Here is a 17238-nt window from a genome sequence, read left to right as displayed (position 1 = left end):
GTCAGTCCAGCCGAACGACTTTCAGCGATTCGATGCCGCGGTTATCGACGATCTTCACCGCGATGCAGCGGTTGTCGCCGAGCTCGAAGGGTAGCGACTTGGTGCCGTGGTACTTGTCCAGCAGCTCCTCGTTGAGCTCGGCACGGATGTCCTTCTTGAGCTTGTACCAGCCATCCTTCTTGCCGGCCATGGGGAAGAACACCTGGCGCGGGTAGAGGGAACGGTCGTCGTAGTCGGTATCCAGCTCCCATACGGCGATATCGCGCTTCCCCCCGGACTTGAGCTCACCACTCTTGGTGTCGAAGTAGTCGAAACCGTGCACCTCGACCTGCAGCTTGCCGTCCTTGAGGGTATGCACCTCGACGTCCGGTTGGCCCATCAGCCAGAAGGACTCGTTGCTGCGGGCGTTCTTCTTGAGGTCCTCGGTAAGCAGGTCCGTGTTCATCTGCACCTTGAGGGCCTGGATGCCCTTGATGCTGTCGATATCCTTGGCGGCCTCCGGGTCGAAGGTAAAGGAGCAGAACACCAGCAACCTGGGTGTCGGGAAGAGATTACCGGCCTCGTTCTTGGCGATTTCCACCTGGCGCTGTTCCAGGGCGGCATATTCGGGACCGAAGCTGACGGCGACACGTTCACCGCTCTCCGCCACCGTACCCACGGCGTGCAGATACTTGGCACCGGGCAGGGTCTCCAGGTCAATCAGCTTGAGGTGCTGGCCACCCTTACCGCGGATACCAGCCTTGAGCAGCTCCTCGCGCCACTGGGTATGGCGGGAGGTAGCCCCAGAGCGGGCCACGGCGACGTCGGCCTCCTTGGGCTGCTCGGCCTCGTCCAGGCCCAGCACGGTGGCGAAGGGCACTGCTTCGACGGTGAAGGGGCCGGTGATGCGCAGCTTGTCTCGGCTCACCTCGGGCTGGTCGTAGAGGACCTCCTGGCCGGCGTGGTTGGCGATGCTCTCGTCCATGCGGCGCTGCATGGCCTGGCGGGCGCTGTGGAAAGCGTCAAAGAACGTTTTAGTGGCCTCCGGCCACTCGTCGGGATAATCGAAAGGGACCTCCCATTCGAGCAGCTCGTTGACCTTGGCGGTCTCCCCCGAGGGGAGCGTGACCGCGTTGCTGTCGGGAGTGGCGAAGTCGACCTTGTCGCCCTTGCGGCCGCCCTCGGTGACGGTGAAGGTGATGGGTCTGCCTTGCAGCGACTGGTTTAGCTTGGCCAAGGCCTGCTCGATGGCAGGATGGTACTGCTCGTAGAGCTCATCGATCTCCGGGTTGTTGGCAATCGACTTGAGGGTGATATGCGGCACCGTCTTGTAGATGAAGCCGCCACCCAGCCCCTCCTGGGGATACTTCAGCTCGTAGTAGTCATAGCTGGCGGTCATCAGGCGCTGCTTGGCCAGGGTAACCGCGACCCGGGAGGTATCGCAGGTGACCCAGCGACGGCCCCACTTCTCGGCCACATAGGCCGTGGTACCGGAGCCGCAGGTGGGGTCCAGTACCAGGTCGCCGGGATCGGTGGCCATCAGGATACAACGTTCAATAATTGTGGTGTTTGTCTGAACAGCATAGATTTTGGGATCACTACGACTCTGAATCCCACCACCAGTATCTTCCCAAAAATTGGTTAAAGCCAAAGCCCCGAAGTCGTCAAAAAACTTTTTGAAACGAAATTTTCCAGTGCCTGTAACGAAGATTCTATTTGACTTCTTTGCGCGAGACACACCAATCTTACCAGTTCGCCACCCACCTGCAGTGGGTGTCATGGCCAAGCCAAAATGATCAATCTTGAAGCTGGTGCTCTCACCTCCAGAGCGACTTGTTAACCCTTGATCCGTATAATAACGAACATCTTCCTCGTCTCCTTTCAGGTCTGAGGCACTTATTTCCTTAATACGATCAACCAGAGCGTAGCCATACCTAGTCGCCCCTACCTCCCCTCGCTCCAGAGTAAAATAGAGCTGGTTAAAATTAGCCTTATCAGTATCTTTTGCATACCAAACGATATAGTCGTTCACAGTATCTAACTTCTTTTCTCCCATGCCAACTGATGTTTTGTACGCAATGATGCAGACAAAGTTTTCTGCCCCATAGACTTCATCCATCAGCTCCCGCAAATGATGCAGGTTTTCATCCGAAATCTGCACAAACACTGAGCCACTCTCACTCAGCAGCTCTCTCGCCAGCAGCAACCTATCGCGTAGATAGGTGAGGTAGGAATGGATGCCCAGCTCCCAGGTATCCCGGAAGGCCTTGATCATCTCCGGTTCCTGGGTCAGGTCCTCGTCCTTGCGATCCTTGACGTCGCGCTTGTTGGTGAACGGCTGGAAGTTGGAGCCGTACTTGATGCCGTAGGGCGGGTCGATATAGATCATCTGCAACTGCCCGGCCATGCCCTCCTTCTGCAGCATGGAGTTCATCACCAACAGGGAGTCGCCGGCGATCAGGCGGTTGGCCCAGTCGCGCTCGTGCTTGTAGAAGTCGATGGCCTCGCGCAGCGGCAGGTTCTCGAAGGGGGCGTGGAACATGTCGGGCTGGAAGGCGCTGCCCCCCTTCTTGCCCGCCTTCATGCGCTTCTGCACCTCACCGAGGATGGTGGCGGGGTCGATGCGCTCGTGGACGTGAAGGGAGACGGTATCCACCTCGAAGCTGGTGCGCTCGGCCTTGCCGCTCCACTGCAGGTAGGGGGACTGCCGCCGCTTGAGCTCCTCGAGAGCGGCCTTCATCTGCTCCTGGTCACCGGAGGCCAGGGCATCGTCGATCAGCGTCTCAACCTGGGCACGGTTAGCAGAGGCGTCGAACTGCAGCTCGGGGTCCAGGTGGGGGGTCGTAGGCCCAGGTGGTGGTCTCCTCTACCCCGTCGCTGGCGGTATCCACCATGCCCACATGGGGGTTGTTCTTGCGCTTCTCGTCATAACGGTAGGAGAGCACCTCGGCCTGGTCTGGCTTCTTCTGGCGAGGCTTGGCAGCGGCTTTCGGCCTGGCTGGCTGCTGGTCCAGCGGCAGCTCCGCAGGGACCTCCTGCATCTGCAGGGTGAGGTCGGGGGCCATGTCGTCTGAAGCCGGGTCTTCTTGCTGGAAGGGCGGATCGACGAGGTAGACCGAGCCGCCCCGGCCACGCCCCTTGCCCAGCACGCCTTCCTCGATCAGCCCGTCGCGAACCTGCTCGTAGTCGAGCTTGTCGACCTCGCCTGCCTCTTCGCTGAGCTGCTTGAGCAGCCTGGCGTTGCCGATGGTGTTGCCGTCATCGGGCACGAGGGTGAGGATCAGCTCACGTAGCTGGGCGTCGGTCTGGCTCATGGGGCGTCCCTGTCGTTCTGGCGGCGATGAATGCGCTTAGCCTGCTGATGATACAGGCCATCATGGTGAATCGGCAGGGTGGCCGCAAGGCGCGAGGTCAAGGACGGTTATCGAGGCAGGGGCTGTTGTGAAGGCGGTGATACGGGGCGGTACCAATTGCAGCATGCCGGTTCCGGCTCATCCAGGGAGATCTTGGAGAGTGGAATCCCGAGAGGTGGGGCTTAGGGAGTGATAATGACGATATTGGCGCTCATTGCCGGGATGCTGTTGCTGATCATCGGGGCCGAGGGACTGGTCAAGGGCGCTTCTCGACTGGCTGTCAGGTTCGGCATGTCGCCGCTGCTCATCGGGTTGACGGTCGTGGCCTTCGGTACCAGCTCGCCTGAGCTGGCGGTCAGCCTGAAGGCGGCCATCGATGACCAGGCGGGTATTGCCCTGGGCAACGTGGTGGGCAGTAACGTGTTCAACGTGCTGTTCATCCTGGGCGTCTCGGCGCTGATCGTACCGCTGACCGTGGCACAGCAGCTGATTCGCTTCGACATCCCGCTCATGGTCGGACTCTCCTTGCTGGTCCTGCTACTGGTTCTGGATGGCAGCGTCGGGCGTCTTGATGGAGGGCTACTGGTGATAGGCCTGACTGCCTACCTGCTGTTCCTTTTCCGCCAGAGCCGTCGGGAACCATCACCGGAGAGCCGCGCCAAGCATGGCCCGATAGGCGCCAGGCTATTGAACAACCAGGCGTATGTGGTGGGAGGCTTGGGCATGCTGGTGCTGGGGTCGCGCTGGCTGGTGGACGGCGCCGTGGTCTTTGCTCAGTCGCTAGGCGTGAGCGATCAGGTAATCGGTCTGACCATCATCGCGGCGGGTACCTCGTTTCCCGAGGTAGTCACCTCGATCGTGGCTGCGCTGCGTGGGGAGCGCGACATTGCCGTTGGCAATGTGGTGGGAAGTAACGTGTTCAATCTCCTTGGCGTGCTGGGCCTGGCCGGGCTGCTGGCTCCCACCGGCATCGCCGTCCCCGAGGCCATGGCGGGTTTCGATATCCCGGTCATGAATGCCGTGGCCTTGCTCTGTCTACCGATCTGCTTCACTGGCGGGGTGATCAGCCGCTGGGAGGGTGGCGTTCTGTTAGCCTATTACCTGGCTTACACCCTCTACTTGATCCTGGCTGCCACACACCACGATGCGCTACCGGTCTTCAGCGTCACCATGCTGTTCTTTGCACTCCCGCTGACAGCCCTGACGCTGGTGGTACTGGTGTTACAGGAGCGCCACCGAGGAATACGGCCCTTATGACCACTATTTACCCCTGCCCGCGCCCGAAGTGGCCGGTTGGCCTGTCGGGCCGTGGGTGCTATCGACCAAGTGCCAATGCCTTGACGTCATCGGCAGTCCTGTCCCGCCCTACATATCACGACGCAGTTGTGCTTCAACCAAACAGAAAAAACCGCTTCACTCAAGCGTGAAGCGGCCCTTTTTCCTCTGCCTGTAGGTCGGATTACAGGGTCATGAAGGGTGTTGCCTCCCCGTTCCGGAATTGATAAATGTTCCAGTCTTCCTGCTTTGGGCCCGGCATCCCGGGGGTGCCGATAGGCATGCCGGCCAGGCCGATGCCATCGGTGTCAGGACGTTCCTCGAATAGTTTCTCCACGGCCACGAAGGGAACATGGCCCTCAATCACGTATTCACCCATCTCGATGGTGTGGCAGGCGCCGAGCCCGTAGGGCAGGCCGACGCGCTCCTTGACCTTGCCCAGCTCCACGTCATCGACGATGGTCACGCTGACACCGCGCTCCTCAAGCTGGCGGGCGTACTCGTCGCAGCAGCCGCACTGGGGATTCTTGTAGAGGGTGGCCTCGGTCGGCGATGCGGCCTGGGTGGTGCCGGCGCCCAACAGCAGCGCGGTGGAGAAAAAGAGGGTGGGGGCAAAGCGGTTCATGAGCGGTTCTCCTGGGTGTGACGGGAAACGAACAGGTATTTGACGAGGGCGGCAATGCCTAGGCCAAGCAAAAGCGTGACCGTCAGCGGCATCAGCCATCCCATCCAGCTCATTGAGTCCATGAAGGCGAAGCATTCGTTGCTGAACATAACAAGACTCCTGACGAACGTGCAGGTAAATCCGGTGGCAGGCCGATGGCCGGCATCACCGAGGCGTTGGATGCACGGTCAGGGTCTGGGAGGTTCGCGCGGGGGCGGGGCGATGAATTCGACCTTAGCCGGTCCGGCGGTGTCGGCCAGGGTGTCGGGGGTGGCAGGAATGACGAGGGGCGTCGACGCCAGGGCCGCGCAGCCGGCGCATTCGGGGTCGGCGTGATCGAACAACTCGACCTCAGCCGTGCTGCAGTCAGCGGCGCAGCTCTCCATGGCCGCCTGAGCGGTCAGGCCGGTCACTGACAGCAGCATCGCGAGCAGCAACGCCAGCAGGCGTCCTCCTTGTGTGCGGTGCAGCGGTCTAGCCTGTAGGGTCATGGTGATTCCCTCGTCATCCTTGCCTCATTCTGTGCCAGTCATTCGGTTGACCACCTTGACCCAGCGCAATATGGAGCGAGATGGCTGAGCGATGTACGGCAGGCGGCGGGCATCGGGTATCACTGCGGGTTGTTGCCGGAGGAAGGGTCCTGCTTCAGCTGCTCGCGCTGCTCATCGTTCAGCAGGTCCTGCATCCGATTACGCATGCGCACCTTGTCCGCCATCATCTCGCCCTGGAGGGTGGCCATCTGACCATGGAGTGCCTGGACCTCCTCCGGATCAGGACGCTCCGCCTGCATCAGCAGCATCATGTCGTCACGCAGGTTCATCATCTCGCCCATGCGTTCGAACTGGGCGGAACGGTGCTCCCTGCGCATCTCGCGCAGGGAACTCAGCTGCTCTTCGTCGAGCATTCCGGCCATGCCTCCCATGTTCGCCATCATCGGACAGGGCATCATGCCGCCCTGGCCGCCCATCATCATGCCGGGGCCCATGCCGCCCTGGCCGCCCATCATCATGCCGGGGCCCATGCCGGCCTGGCCGCCCATCATCATGCCGGGGCCCATACCGCCCTGACCGCCCATCATGCCGCCTTGTTGCATGCCCTGACCCTGTTGCATACCTTGCGCAGAGGCGGCACCGCTGGTGACGACACCCATGCTGGCGGCCAGAGCGATGGCGAGAAGCTGCTTGTGCTTGATCATGTGCTGTACTCTCATCTTGCTGCTGGTAGAGAAATCGCCTTACCGAGGCAGGGAAGGCTGTTTGGCTTCAGTTATGAGCTTACAACTTATGGGTGGGCCCAATGTCAAGGTGTGATGTGGATTGACACTATTTTTTGCTTTGTTCAGCTTGTCTTCAGGTTTGTGCGTTACAAGTGAACTCCCCTGACTCAACTCAAAGAGGGCATATCATGCGCAAGACCCTACTGACGCTGGCACTCGGCCTCGCTACGACAGCTGCTTTTGCAGCTGGTGAGCATGGCGGTTCGCATTCATCAATGAGCAATGCTGACGTCGATCGCACCATCCGCGTCGAGGCGGGTGACATGTGGTTCGACTCGGAGAAGCTCAACATTGCTCCCGGCGAAACAATCAAGTTCGAAATTGTTAATACTGGTAACGTGGAGCACGAATTCGTCATCGGTGATGCCGAGGCTCAGGAAGCACATCGCAAGATGATGCAGGAGATGGGGGGTAGCCATGGCGGTGGTGGTGGCCATGGTGGTCACGGAGGCCATGACATGGCCGAAGGCGAGCATGGTGGCAGCATGCCGTCAGTGACCATCGCGCCGGGTGACACCGCAGAGCTTGTATGGACTGCCCCCCAGAATGTGGACGGGCTGCAGTACGCCTGCAACATTCCGGGCCATTATGAGGCAGGCATGTACGGAAATATCGATTTACAGGGGTAAGTTTTTTACATGAAACTGTTGCTTCTTGAAGATGACGACCTTCTCGCAGAGAGTCTGGCCGAAAGTCTGAAAGACAACGGTTACCGGGTTGACTTGGCCACTTCGCTGAAAGTGGCCAGGTCACTTATGGCAACCGAGCACTATGAACTGGTAATCCTCGATCTCGGTCTTCCAGACGGCTCTGGGCTGGATTTGCTCAAGAAGTGGCGTAAAGATGGATACGACCTTCCTGTTCTGATTCTGACTGCTCGAGATACCTGGGAAGATAAGGTCGTAGGTCTTGAAGAAGGTGCTGATGATTACTTGACAAAGCCCTTTCATGAGCCTGAGCTCATCGCCAGGATTAGAGCACTACTTCGCAGGAAGTTTGGCAGTACGTCGAATGAGCTTTCTCTCAATGGTATTATGTTGGACGAGGCAAGTCGATCTGTCAGCGTCAATGGTAGGGCTTGGCAGTCCCTGACTGGAACTGAGTTCGCCCTCATGCGTTATTTTATGCATCATCCAGATCGGGTGCTATCTAAGGAACGCCTTCTCCAGCAACTTTATGCATTGGATCAAGATGCGGCGACGCCTAATATTATCGAAGTGTATGTTGCCAGATTGCGCCGTTATGTAGGGAAATCGGTGATCCAGACTCGGCGCGGACAGGGGTATGTCTTTGTTACGCATTGACGGACGAAGCCTGCGAATCCGCTTGCTGTGTTGGCTCTCTGGCATTGCCATCATCGTGACCGGAGCCACATGGCTGTTGCATGGTATTTTTCTTCAAGACCTGGCGCGCGATTTTCTCGGAGAGCGCCTGAAACGAGAAGCCGATCATGCGATTGAACAAGTCAAGCAGGATCATATTTCTACCCCAGTCGTGCTGGATTCCGCGAGCCGTGGCTTTCAAGCCTTTCACCACTTGTACGTTCTACGCTTAGGAAGCGATATCTCCTCTTCAGACCCACGTTGGGTGAAGGCGCTGAACTTTTTGTTGGATGATACCAGTGATGCTCTCGTGGAAGTCAGGGATGGGGAGCAACATATATTGGTATATCGGCGGTCTTTTTCTTTGGAGGAAGAACGTGGGGTGCTACTTGTTGGTGAAGATTTTTCTCAAGTAGAAGCAGGGCTGCATGAGCTCCACTGGTGGGTAGCGGCTATTGCGGCAGTTCTGTTACTGCTCCTGGTGCTGCTGAATATTCTGGCGGTCAATCGTGGCTTGATACCTCTCTCACGACTCCGTGATCAACTTGGAAAACTTCGGACTGGAGATCAAGAGCGTCTATCCTTGGATGTTCCCTCTGAGCTAGATAGCTTGGTCATTCAGCTCAACCGATTCATGGATGAGATCGATAGTCGTTTGCAACGATCTCGCGACTCGGTAGCAAACCTGTCTCACGCACTCAAGACGCCGCTCGCGGCGGTGACCCAGGTGCTGCGAGGGACGCGTCCTATTGATGATACTCGTCGCCAGAAGCTGGTGCAGCGTCTCGAGGAGATTCACGCCCAACTGGATGCAGAACTTAGGCGGTCAAGGATTGCGGGCCCAAACGCGGGGCGTATGTCTGATCTCCATCGTGATTGCACAAGGTTGACCGAGATGTTTCGAGGTCTTTACCCAAACATTAATTTCACCATGAGCTTGCCGGGGGAATTTGAGAAACGTGTACCCATCGAATCTCAGGACTTTTCCGAAATGCTAGGGATTGTGCTTGACAATGCCGGCAAGTGGGCCAGTAGCAAAGTGGACAGTCGCATTGTGCTCGATGATGTCCTCAGGATTACCGTTGAGGATGACGGTCCTGGTGTTCCAGTAGATGACCTGCCTCGCCTTGGCCAGCGCGGCCGGCGGCTGGATGAAAGTCATCCTGGGTATGGCCTTGGCTTGTCTATTCTGTGGCAACTCATGACGCGCTATGCCGGGAAAGTGAGGTTTGAGCCCAGTGCACTGGGGGGCTTGTGCGTGAGGATGGAGGTGCCCATCAAGGAATCTACCGATTAATTGCGCATTTTCAGGCCTGTTTCAGGTTCGTCAGTCAAACTGGCTCGCGTCAAACATGGACGGGAGTCACACATGGCAAACTCGCGCGTCATCACGCACCCGATGTCACGTCGTCAGATCCTCAAAGGCGGTGCGGCGCTTGGCCTTGGGTCGGCAGCGGCCCTTAGCCTACGTCCTAGCTGGGCCAACCCCTGGGGTCAGACCAATGTCTATTCCAAGGGAGTCGAAGAGGGGCCGGAGGTGTCGCTGGCCATCCGCCGCGAATCAATCCTGATCGACGGCAAGGAGGCACGCCCGATCAGCATCAACGGCACCAGCCCCGGGCCGATGATCCGGCTCAAGGAAGGCCAGGACGCCGTGCTGCGGGTCACCAACCTGCTCGACGAGCCCACGTCCATCCACTGGCATGGCCTGATCCTGCCGCCTGGGATGGATGGCGTACCGGGAGTGAGCTTTCCCGGCATCGCGCCGGGCGAGACCTTCACCTACCGTTTCCCCGTTCGCCAGAACGGTACCTACTGGTATCACAGCCACTCCGGCCTGCAGGAGCAGCTCGGCCATGCTGGCCCGCTGATCATCGATGCCGCCGGACGCGAGCCCTTCCGCTACGACCGTGAGCATGTGCTGCTGCTCACCGACTGGACCTTCGAGGACCCCATGTCGGTGTTCCGTAACCTGAAGACCGCCGAGGGCTACTACAACTTCCAGGAGCGCACCATCGCCGACTTCTTCGCCGACGTGCGTGAGGAAGGCTTTGCTGCCACCGCCGAGATGCGTGGTATGTGGGCGAAGATGCGCATGAGCTCTCGCGACATCGCCGACGTCACCGGCAGCACCTACACCTACCTGCTCAATGGTCATTCCCCCGAAGAGAACTGGACGGCGTTGTTCCAGGCCGGTGAGCGGGTCCGCCTGCGGGTGATCAACGGCTCGGCGATGTCCTACTTCGATGTGCGTATTCCCGGATTGAAGATGACCGTGGTGGCAGCCGACGGTCAGCCGGTGCAGCCGGTACCGGTCGACGAGTTCCGGATAGGGGTGGCCGAGACCTACGACGTGCTGGTCGCCCCCGAGGACGACACGGCCTATACGATCTTCGCCGAGGCAATGGATCGCAGCGGTTACGCCCGCGCCACCCTTGCGCCGCGCGAGGGCATGGCCGCCGAGATCCCCGAGCGACGCAAGATTGCCGACCGCGGCATGGAGGCCATGGGGGCCCACGGCATGGAGGGCATGGACCACTCCGCGATGGGCGGCTCAGACACGCAGGGCATGGATCATTCCGGCATGAACGGCTCGGACATGCAGGGCCTGGATCACTCCAGCATGCAGGGCATGGACCATTCCAACATGCAGGGCATGTCGAATGAGCGCAGCAGGATCAATGCCAACGGCATGTTGGCGGCGGGGGCGGCCCAGCCGGGATCCCGCTACGACCAGGCCGGCATCGGCATCGACCCGGAGGCGCGACGCATGCTGGTCTACCGGGACCTCAAGGCCTTCACTCCCTGGCCGGACCGCCGTGAACCGGAGCGGGAACTGGAACTGCACCTCACCGGCAACATGGAACGCTACATGTGGTCCTTTGACGGCAAGAAGTTCAGCGAGGTGACCGGCCCCATCCGCTTCAACAAGGACGAGCGCCTGCGCCTGATCCTGGTCAACGACACCATGATGGAGCATCCCATCCACCTGCATGGCATGTGGATGGAGCTGGAGAACGGCCAGGGCGAGCTCATTCCTCGCAAGCACACCCTGAACGTCAAGCCCGGGGAGCGCGTCTCGGCGCTGATCACCGCCGATGCCGAGGGCAGCTGGGCCTTCCACTGCCACCTGCTCTACCACATGGATGCCGGCATGTTCCGGGTCGTCAAGGTTTCGTAAGGAGAAGGCATGAATAACAGAATCCCACTGACCGCCGCCGGTGTCCTGCTGGCCACGACAGCGTTTTCCGTCGCCCAGGCAGAGGACGGCTACGATGCTCCGGCCGGCTGGCCGTCACCGGTTGTGGAACACAATATGGGCATGGCACTGTTCGACCGGCTCGAGTACGCCGTGCCCGACAAGGGGCACGAGGAACTGGTCTGGGACTTCCAGGCTTGGTACGGCGGCGACGTCAACCGTGTCTACCTCAAGTCCGAGGGCGAGAATGTCCAGGGCGATGGCGAGGACGCCGAGTTCGAATCCCTGGAGCTTCTCTATAGCCGGCTCGTCGCCGACTTCTGGGAACTCCAGGGCGGCATCGGCTACCAAGGTGGGATCTTCTCCGACGACCATGCCGAGCGCACCTACGGCGTGGTTGGCCTACAGGGCGTCATGCCCTACGGCATCGAGACCGACGTGGCGCTACAGGTCAGCGATGAGGGCGATGTTTCAGCGAGTTTCGAGGGCGAGTACGACCTGCGCCTAACGCAACGCCTTTATCTGCAGCCGCGCACCGAGATTGCCGTCGCTGCCAGCGAGGTCGAGGAGTTTGGCGTCGGCGAGGGGCTCAACTCGGTGCGCGTCGGCATGCGTCTGGGTTACGAGGTGACCCGCCGTTTCGCTCCCTACGTCGGGGCGTACTGGGAGAAGCAGTACGGCGACACCGCCGATCTCGCTCGCGCCAGCGGTGACGCCACGGAAGATACCGGCGTGGTGGCGGGAGTGAGGTTGATGTTCTGACTTCGATTGTAGCTTTTCGACGCTAGCGCCACCGAAAGGTGGCGTTTTTTTAATTTTCATTGCCCTATATTCAGCTCTGTTTCAAGTTGCACCGCTATCATGACAGTGTCATCAAAAAGGAGGGACAGATCATGAAGCTCAAGGCAATTATATTTGGAATGGCAGTGGCAAGCATGTTTTCAATGCCTGTCCTCGCCAACATGGGAGCCAGTGCCCAGGAGGTGCCGGTATTGGAAAGAGGCATTTCCCCCACGCAGATCCTGGCGAACGGACACCCGAAACGCTTCCAGATCAATATCGATCAACCTACTACGCTGAGGATAACCAGCGAGCAATTCCCCGGCGTATCGGGCTCAGGAGTCCGGATCATGGCCACGCTGTATGACGATTCCGGTCGTCGTGTGGCGGAAGCATCCAGTCCGCGAGGTCACTTCCAGCTCTCACGCCAGCTGCAACCAGGTGCATACGAGGTGGAAGTCTCAGGATGGTCGTATACCCAAAACGCGGATAATCTCAGCGACCGGTATCAGCTACACGTCGCCTATTAATTCCCCTTGTCAGTTATGATGTGAACCAGAAGGGCCAGCCGTGAGCTGGCCTTTTTTTATAGAAGAGTGGTATCTCGTCACGGAATATTCAGCGTAGATTCAGAAAAATTTGCTAATTTAAAGGTGCCGTAAGCGGCGTCAATTACAAGCTCTATACATTGAGGTGTCATCATGTGGAATAACAAGAAGGCTCCCTTGATCAATATGACGGCCATAGCCTTGGCAATGGGGGCGGCTTCTGCGTCGGCCCTGGAAACCCAAGTGGGAGAGACCACTGTGGGGCTTTATGGTTACGCCAGGCTGAATATGGCCTATAACTTCGATCGGGATGCCGGATCGGCAAACGAAGGTTACTTTGCTGAAGTCGCAGGATCGGAAGATGAGAGGGATGTCGGGGATCAGTTTCAAGTCACCGCAACACAAAGCCGCATCGGCTTTCGGACCAGTACGCCTGTCGAGGGGAGCACGCTAGACACCGTTATCGAAGGAGACTTCTGGTCCTACAACGATGATAATACGCGCTTCAGACTACGGCATGCCTATGGGTCCTGGAATGGCATCCTTGCCGGGCAGACCTGGTCGAATTACAACACCTTCGTCGCCGCCACGCCCACACTGGATTTCTTTAGCACGGCGGGAAGCTATGGTGGCTATGGTACGCGCCTTGCCCAGTTGCGCTACACCATTGGAGGATTCTCGATAGCTGCGGAAGATCCAAAAGCACAGCTGGCGGAGAACATCGATGGTTCCTTACCTGAAGACGCCTCCTTGCCAGATAATGACGATGCCGTATCATCGATGCCGGCATTGAGCCTGCGCTATGAAGATAGCATGGGGGAGTTTTCCTACTCCATCGCCGGCATCGCCCGACAGCTGAAGTACGATACCGGCAGCGAGAAGGATACGGAAATGGGCTATGGGGCCTTCGCCGCAGGCGCCTATCATGCCGGACCGGTGACCTTGAGAGCGATCGTGAACGCCAGCGAGGGGGCGAACAGTTACCTCTATCTGTCTGGCGATTACTTCAACGGTGCCGATGCCTACGTCGATACCAACGGCAAGCTGCAAACGCTGTCTGGCGATGGCGGAGCCGTTGGCCTTTCTTATCAAATATCGCCACAGTATTCACTGAACGCGTCTCATGGCTATACCGATGTCGATTTAGGCGACACTACCGTAGGTGGCAATGCGGGTAGAAAGAACAAGAATACATTTCTTAATCTGATGTGGACTCCCAGCGAGCGTTTGATGTATGGAATTGAGTATGGCTATTTCGAAACGGAGTTGGCCGATGGTCGTGAAGAAGACGCGAGCCGTGTGATGGTGGCTGCCCAATATGGTTTCTAGGATGAAGCAATAGCATAGCAGAAAGCTGTTCTGATCGATTGCTTGGGTGAATGCCCAAGCTTTTTTTATATGGACAAGGCATGGTGTGTAAAAATGTGACCTAGATCATTTTCCGCATATTTTCTCAGGCATGTCCTGTTCATCATCACGGGAAAAATGAATGACCTGGATCATATTTGATAGCCTAGCTGTTAAGGCTGGGTTCAGGTTAGAAACGTATCCTGAGTCTGTCGCCAAACAGGAAGGGAGAGTTGACATGAAAATCAAATTCGCACTTGCCGCTGCCATCATCAGCCTCGTTGCTACGCCAGCATTTGCCAATTTTGGCCACACCGAATCTCAGGACAGGCAGCTGACGGAGGGGGTTACGCCCGGTGGCATTTTGACCAGCGGCTTCCCGCACGAATATGCGCTCTCGTTAAACGAAAGCTCAAAGGTCAAGATTGCCAGTGATCACTTTCCCGGCTCATCAAGTCTCACGCTTCGGATGAAGGCAAAGTTGATGAATGAATCAGGGAAAACCATCGCGGAAGTAGATTCGTTCAACGGAGACTTCACTATTGATGAAAAGCTCGATCAAGGCGAATATCGCCTGATGGTTTCAGGTGATAGTGGTGGTCTGGGTGATAGTGATATGCACCAGTACAGTCTGCACGTAGACATCCAGTGATACGCGGGAGTTGGCCAGCTAATGCTGGCCAACCACCATTTCAGCAACTTCATGGTTTTCTAGTTAATAACCAGGTATGGCGTTTCATGGTTGATAATTTAATTGATTGATGCTGGCGTTTTGTTATTGAGAGTAACCCTTTTGCGTGGAGAGTCGCCGTGATCAAGGCTGCATTGTTATTCACTGGTGTCTTGGGTGTCGCCTGGATGCCAGCTATTGCTGTTGCCGGAAGTGAAACGGACAATTTACAAAAAGCGATACAGATAGCCATTGATCAGGACCCCTGGTTAACCGGAAGTGCGTCCATTGAAACCGCCCTTGAGAACGAGGCCATTGCATCGGCCCAGCTCCCTGATCCCCAGATTTCATTGAAAGCGGGAAATCTGCCGGTTGATACCTTTGACTTGAATCAAGAAGGTATGACCCAGTTCAGCGTAGGAATCAGTCAGAAATTTCCCAGAGGAGATAGCCTGGCGCTTGCCAACGGTAGTTGTCAAGGAATCTGTCGCCTCTGAGGTCATTCAGGCCACCTGTTTTTCCGGTTCGGCGACGGTGACCTGGAGCTCCCGCTCCGGGTTGAGTGACACGGTACCGATCGGCGTCCAGTTGCGGGTCTTGCCGCTCCATCGCGCAGGGTTGGCGTCACGCGCCGCCTGATTGATGACGTGGCGCTTGGCCAACACCTCCTTATCTTCGCCCGCATGGCGCTGTGCCGGTGTCACCAAGCGAATGCCGCTGTGCCGGTGCTCGTGGTTGTACCACTGCACGAAGCCAGCCACCCACTCGCGGGCGTTGTCGAGCGTGGCGAACCCGTCAGTGGGGTAGCAGGGGCGGTACTTGCAGGTGCGGAACAGCGCCTCTGAGTAGGGATTGTCGTTGCTGACCCGCGGTCGGCTGAAGGATGGCGTGATGCCGAGCTCGTGAAGCTTCTCCAGCAGCGTCGCACCCTTGAACGGGCTGCCGTTGTCCGCGTGAAGCACCAGCGGCTGGTCAATGATCCGCTCGGCCAGCACGGCCCGCTCCAGTACGGTGCGGGAGTTGTAGGCCGACTCGGCCAGGAACACCTCCCAACTGGTGATCTTGCGGCTGAAGATGTCGACCATCATGACCAGGTAGTAGTGCTGTCCCTTGATCGGGCCGCCCAGCCACGTGCAATCCCACGACCACACCTGATTCGGCGCAGTGGCCTGGTAGGTCGTGGGCTTGGCGCGGCGTTGAGGTGGCTTGGCACGGCCCCGATGCACCATTTCGTGGTGCTTGCGCATCACGCGGTAGAACGACGAGGATGAGGCCAAGTAGCGCTGCTCCTCGTCGAACAGGCGCACCACGATCTGCTCTGGCGGCAGGCTGGCGTACTCGGGGCGGTGGCACACGTCGAGGATCTCCTGTTCTTCGGCCGGTGTTAGCGCGTTAGCCGGCACCGGCCGGCCGACCAAAGGGCGCTGGTCCTCGTGCAGCTCGCCGCCGCGCGTCCAGCGCTGGTACGTCCTGGCGGTGATGCCCAGCTCTCGGCAGGCGGCCTCCAGGCGGGCCCCCTGGGCCCTGGCCTCTTCGATCAGCGCGATGGCGCGTTGGCGATCTGGGGTGCTGATCATGCGTCCTCGTCCCCCCAGATCGCCCTCGCCTTTTTTCTGAGGGCCAGTAACGCTGCGGTCTCCGCCAGGGCCTCGTTCTTGCGGGCGAGCTCCTTTTCCAGCGCCTTGATGCGCTTGCGCTGTTGCTTGGCCTCGTCGGCTTCACGCTGGCGTTCCGAGTGCGAGAGGCTGGCGGCTTGCTCGCAGTCATGCCGCCACCGCCCCAGCTGTTCGGGGAAGATGCCCCGACGGCGGCAGTATTCCGCGGTCTCCTGAGCATTCATCGAGGCGGTTTCAAGCACGGCGTTGAACTTGTCCTTGGACGACCAGCCATCGGTGCCTTTGCCCAGCGCGTCCGGCAGGCAACGTCCCTCGGCGCGGGCTTGCTTGCGCCAGGTGTAGACGGTGCCCAGCGAGATCCCTTCCTGCTCCGCGATCACCTGCGGGGAGAGGTTGTGGGGAGGCAGCAGCTTGGTGACCACGGCTTGCCGGCGCTCCTCTGAGTAACGAGGCATGAGTGTCTCCTTTCGCCCCCTGATCGGTTTATAGGAACAGGGTATCAGAGGGCACGACAGTCATCCTGACACTGGGGGGAACTCACCCTGCACGCCGCATTCCTCGCAGGCGATGGGATCGGGCACGTCCACTTGGAAGTGCATTTCGTCGTCGGTTGATTTGCAGCCCAGTACTTGGTATTGCGGCAGGTGAAGGATGTTGTCGGGAAGTTCGGTCATGGTGTTGTATAGGCGTAGGTGTCAGTCAGATCCATCCGGCTCGGCATTGGTGTTTGCTTTTTTACCCAACAAGCTGCTGGAAACGAAAAGTAAGGCACCGAGGACAATTGCAATATCAGCCAGGTTGAAGGCCGGCCAATGCCAGTCTCGCCAATAGAAATCAAAGGAATCCACAACATAGCCGCGAAAGACCCGGTCAATCAGGTTGCCCATGGCGCCACCGAGGATAAGACTGTAAGCGATGGCTTCTCCTTTATGACGATTTTCAAGGATCAGCTTGATCAGAAAAATCGAGACCACTACCGCGATTCCGATAAAAAAGTAGCGCTGCCAGCCTCCACCATTCGCAAAAAGACTGAATGCGGCACCGGTGTTCCATAGGTGCACCCAGTTAAAGAACGGGGTCACCGAAACATACTCGCCATAGGCCATTGATTGCTGCACCAGCCACTTTACAGCCTGATCAGACGCTGCCAGCAGGCCCGATATGGACAATAGGGCATACGGCGAGAGCTTTTTGCCAATAATGAGCATT

General features: G+C 58.4%; 18 protein-coding genes and 1 pseudogene. 10 read left to right on the top strand and 9 right to left on the bottom strand.

Annotation, left to right across the window (positions count from 1 at the left end; genetic code table 11):
• Nucleotide 1 precedes the first annotated feature (1 nt).
• Nucleotides 2-2719: a site-specific DNA-methyltransferase gene (locus HIR79_RS13095; protein ID WP_211620797.1), complete on the bottom strand. Its 2718-nt coding sequence runs from the start codon at nucleotides 2717-2719 to the stop codon at nucleotides 2-4.
• A gap of 58 nt (nucleotides 2720-2777) precedes the next feature.
• The gene (locus HIR79_RS18410) at nucleotides 2778-3293 is read right to left on the bottom strand and encodes a hypothetical protein (protein ID WP_211620793.1); all 516 of its coding nucleotides are present in this window, start codon (nucleotides 3291-3293) and stop codon (nucleotides 2778-2780) included.
• 234 nt (nucleotides 3294-3527) lie between these two features.
• Here HIR79_RS18410 and HIR79_RS13090 point away from each other — a divergent pair, with 234 nt between their 5' ends.
• Nucleotides 3528-4589, top strand: coding sequence for a calcium/sodium antiporter (locus tag HIR79_RS13090; protein ID WP_169958696.1), 1062 nt, complete (start codon nucleotides 3528-3530; stop codon nucleotides 4587-4589).
• Between the two features lie 202 nt (nucleotides 4590-4791).
• Here the strand turns inward: HIR79_RS13090 and HIR79_RS13085 are convergent, their stop codons facing one another.
• The 4 genes from HIR79_RS13085 to HIR79_RS13070 form a co-directional block, all read right to left on the bottom strand.
• A complete protein-coding gene (locus HIR79_RS13085) occupies nucleotides 4792-5232 on the bottom strand; it encodes a DUF411 domain-containing protein (RefSeq protein ID WP_023007306.1) in 441 nt (146 codons plus the stop codon).
• Nucleotides 5229-5381: a hypothetical protein gene (locus HIR79_RS13080; protein WP_023007307.1), complete on the bottom strand. Its 153-nt coding sequence runs from the start codon at nucleotides 5379-5381 to the stop codon at nucleotides 5229-5231. The genes HIR79_RS13085 and HIR79_RS13080 overlap by 4 nt, the downstream gene beginning before the upstream one ends.
• 78 nt (nucleotides 5382-5459) lie before the next feature.
• The gene (locus HIR79_RS13075) at nucleotides 5460-5762 is read right to left on the bottom strand and encodes a hypothetical protein (RefSeq protein ID WP_169958695.1); all 303 of its coding nucleotides are present in this window, start codon (nucleotides 5760-5762) and stop codon (nucleotides 5460-5462) included.
• Between the two features lie 119 nt (nucleotides 5763-5881).
• A complete protein-coding gene (locus HIR79_RS13070) occupies nucleotides 5882-6466 on the bottom strand; it encodes a Spy/CpxP family protein refolding chaperone (protein WP_169958694.1) in 585 nt (194 codons plus the stop codon).
• Nucleotides 6467-6675: 209 nt separating this feature from the next.
• Between HIR79_RS13070 and HIR79_RS13065 the strand changes: the two genes are divergently transcribed.
• From HIR79_RS13065 to HIR79_RS18405, 9 genes are all read left to right on the top strand, one after another.
• Nucleotides 6676-7176, top strand: coding sequence for a cupredoxin domain-containing protein (locus HIR79_RS13065; RefSeq protein ID WP_095623612.1), 501 nt, complete (start codon nucleotides 6676-6678; stop codon nucleotides 7174-7176).
• Between the two features lie 9 nt (nucleotides 7177-7185).
• Nucleotides 7186-7851, top strand: a complete 666-nt coding sequence (locus HIR79_RS13060) for a response regulator (RefSeq protein ID WP_081712100.1) — start codon at nucleotides 7186-7188, stop codon at nucleotides 7849-7851.
• On the top strand, nucleotides 7832-9166 hold the full coding sequence (locus HIR79_RS13055; protein ID WP_169958693.1) for an ATP-binding protein: 1335 nt from the start codon (nucleotides 7832-7834) through the stop codon (nucleotides 9164-9166). The genes HIR79_RS13060 and HIR79_RS13055 overlap by 20 nt, the downstream gene beginning before the upstream one ends.
• Before the next feature lie 72 nt (nucleotides 9167-9238).
• A complete protein-coding gene (locus HIR79_RS13050; protein ID WP_169958692.1) occupies nucleotides 9239-11050 on the top strand; it encodes a copper resistance system multicopper oxidase in 1812 nt (603 codons plus the stop codon).
• Between the two features lie 9 nt (nucleotides 11051-11059).
• Nucleotides 11060-11830, top strand: a complete 771-nt coding sequence (locus HIR79_RS13045) for a copper resistance protein B (RefSeq protein ID WP_169958691.1) — start codon at nucleotides 11060-11062, stop codon at nucleotides 11828-11830.
• A gap of 131 nt (nucleotides 11831-11961) precedes the next feature.
• The gene (locus HIR79_RS13040; RefSeq protein ID WP_169958690.1) at nucleotides 11962-12378 is read left to right on the top strand and encodes a hypothetical protein; all 417 of its coding nucleotides are present in this window, start codon (nucleotides 11962-11964) and stop codon (nucleotides 12376-12378) included.
• Nucleotides 12379-12549: 171 nt separating this feature from the next.
• A complete protein-coding gene (locus HIR79_RS13035; protein WP_211620787.1) occupies nucleotides 12550-13725 on the top strand; it encodes a DcaP family trimeric outer membrane transporter in 1176 nt (391 codons plus the stop codon).
• A gap of 256 nt (nucleotides 13726-13981) precedes the next feature.
• Nucleotides 13982-14395, top strand: coding sequence for a hypothetical protein (locus HIR79_RS13030; protein WP_169958689.1), 414 nt, complete (start codon nucleotides 13982-13984; stop codon nucleotides 14393-14395).
• A gap of 158 nt (nucleotides 14396-14553) precedes the next feature.
• Nucleotides 14554-14910, top strand: a complete 357-nt coding sequence (locus HIR79_RS18405) for a hypothetical protein (RefSeq protein ID WP_211620784.1) — start codon at nucleotides 14554-14556, stop codon at nucleotides 14908-14910.
• A gap of 6 nt (nucleotides 14911-14916) precedes the next feature.
• Here the strand turns inward: HIR79_RS18405 and HIR79_RS13020 are convergent.
• The 3 genes and pseudogenes from HIR79_RS13020 to lspA form a co-directional block, all read right to left on the bottom strand.
• Nucleotides 14917-16484 (bottom strand): IS3 family transposase gene (locus tag HIR79_RS13020; RefSeq protein ID WP_249322131.1). Its coding sequence is split into 2 segments (ribosomal slippage): nucleotides 14917-16019 and nucleotides 16019-16484, totalling 1569 coding nucleotides; the frame shifts between segments, so codons are not numbered across the junction.
• A gap of 78 nt (nucleotides 16485-16562) precedes the next feature.
• Nucleotides 16563-16703, bottom strand: a pseudogene (locus tag HIR79_RS13015) (ISL3 family transposase); the annotation flags it as partial.
• Between the two features lie 21 nt (nucleotides 16704-16724).
• A complete protein-coding gene (gene lspA, locus HIR79_RS13010; protein WP_004863699.1) occupies nucleotides 16725-17237 on the bottom strand; it encodes a signal peptidase II in 513 nt (170 codons plus the stop codon).
• Nucleotide 17238: the final 1 nt, after the last annotated feature.

It is taken from the genome of Halomonas sp. PGE1 (assembly GCF_013000985.1).
GTDB classification, from domain to species: Bacteria; Pseudomonadota; Gammaproteobacteria; order Pseudomonadales; family Halomonadaceae; genus Halomonas; species Halomonas alkalicola.
Note: the sequence above shows the minus strand (reverse complement) of the source record. Positions and strands in the feature narration are given on the sequence as shown.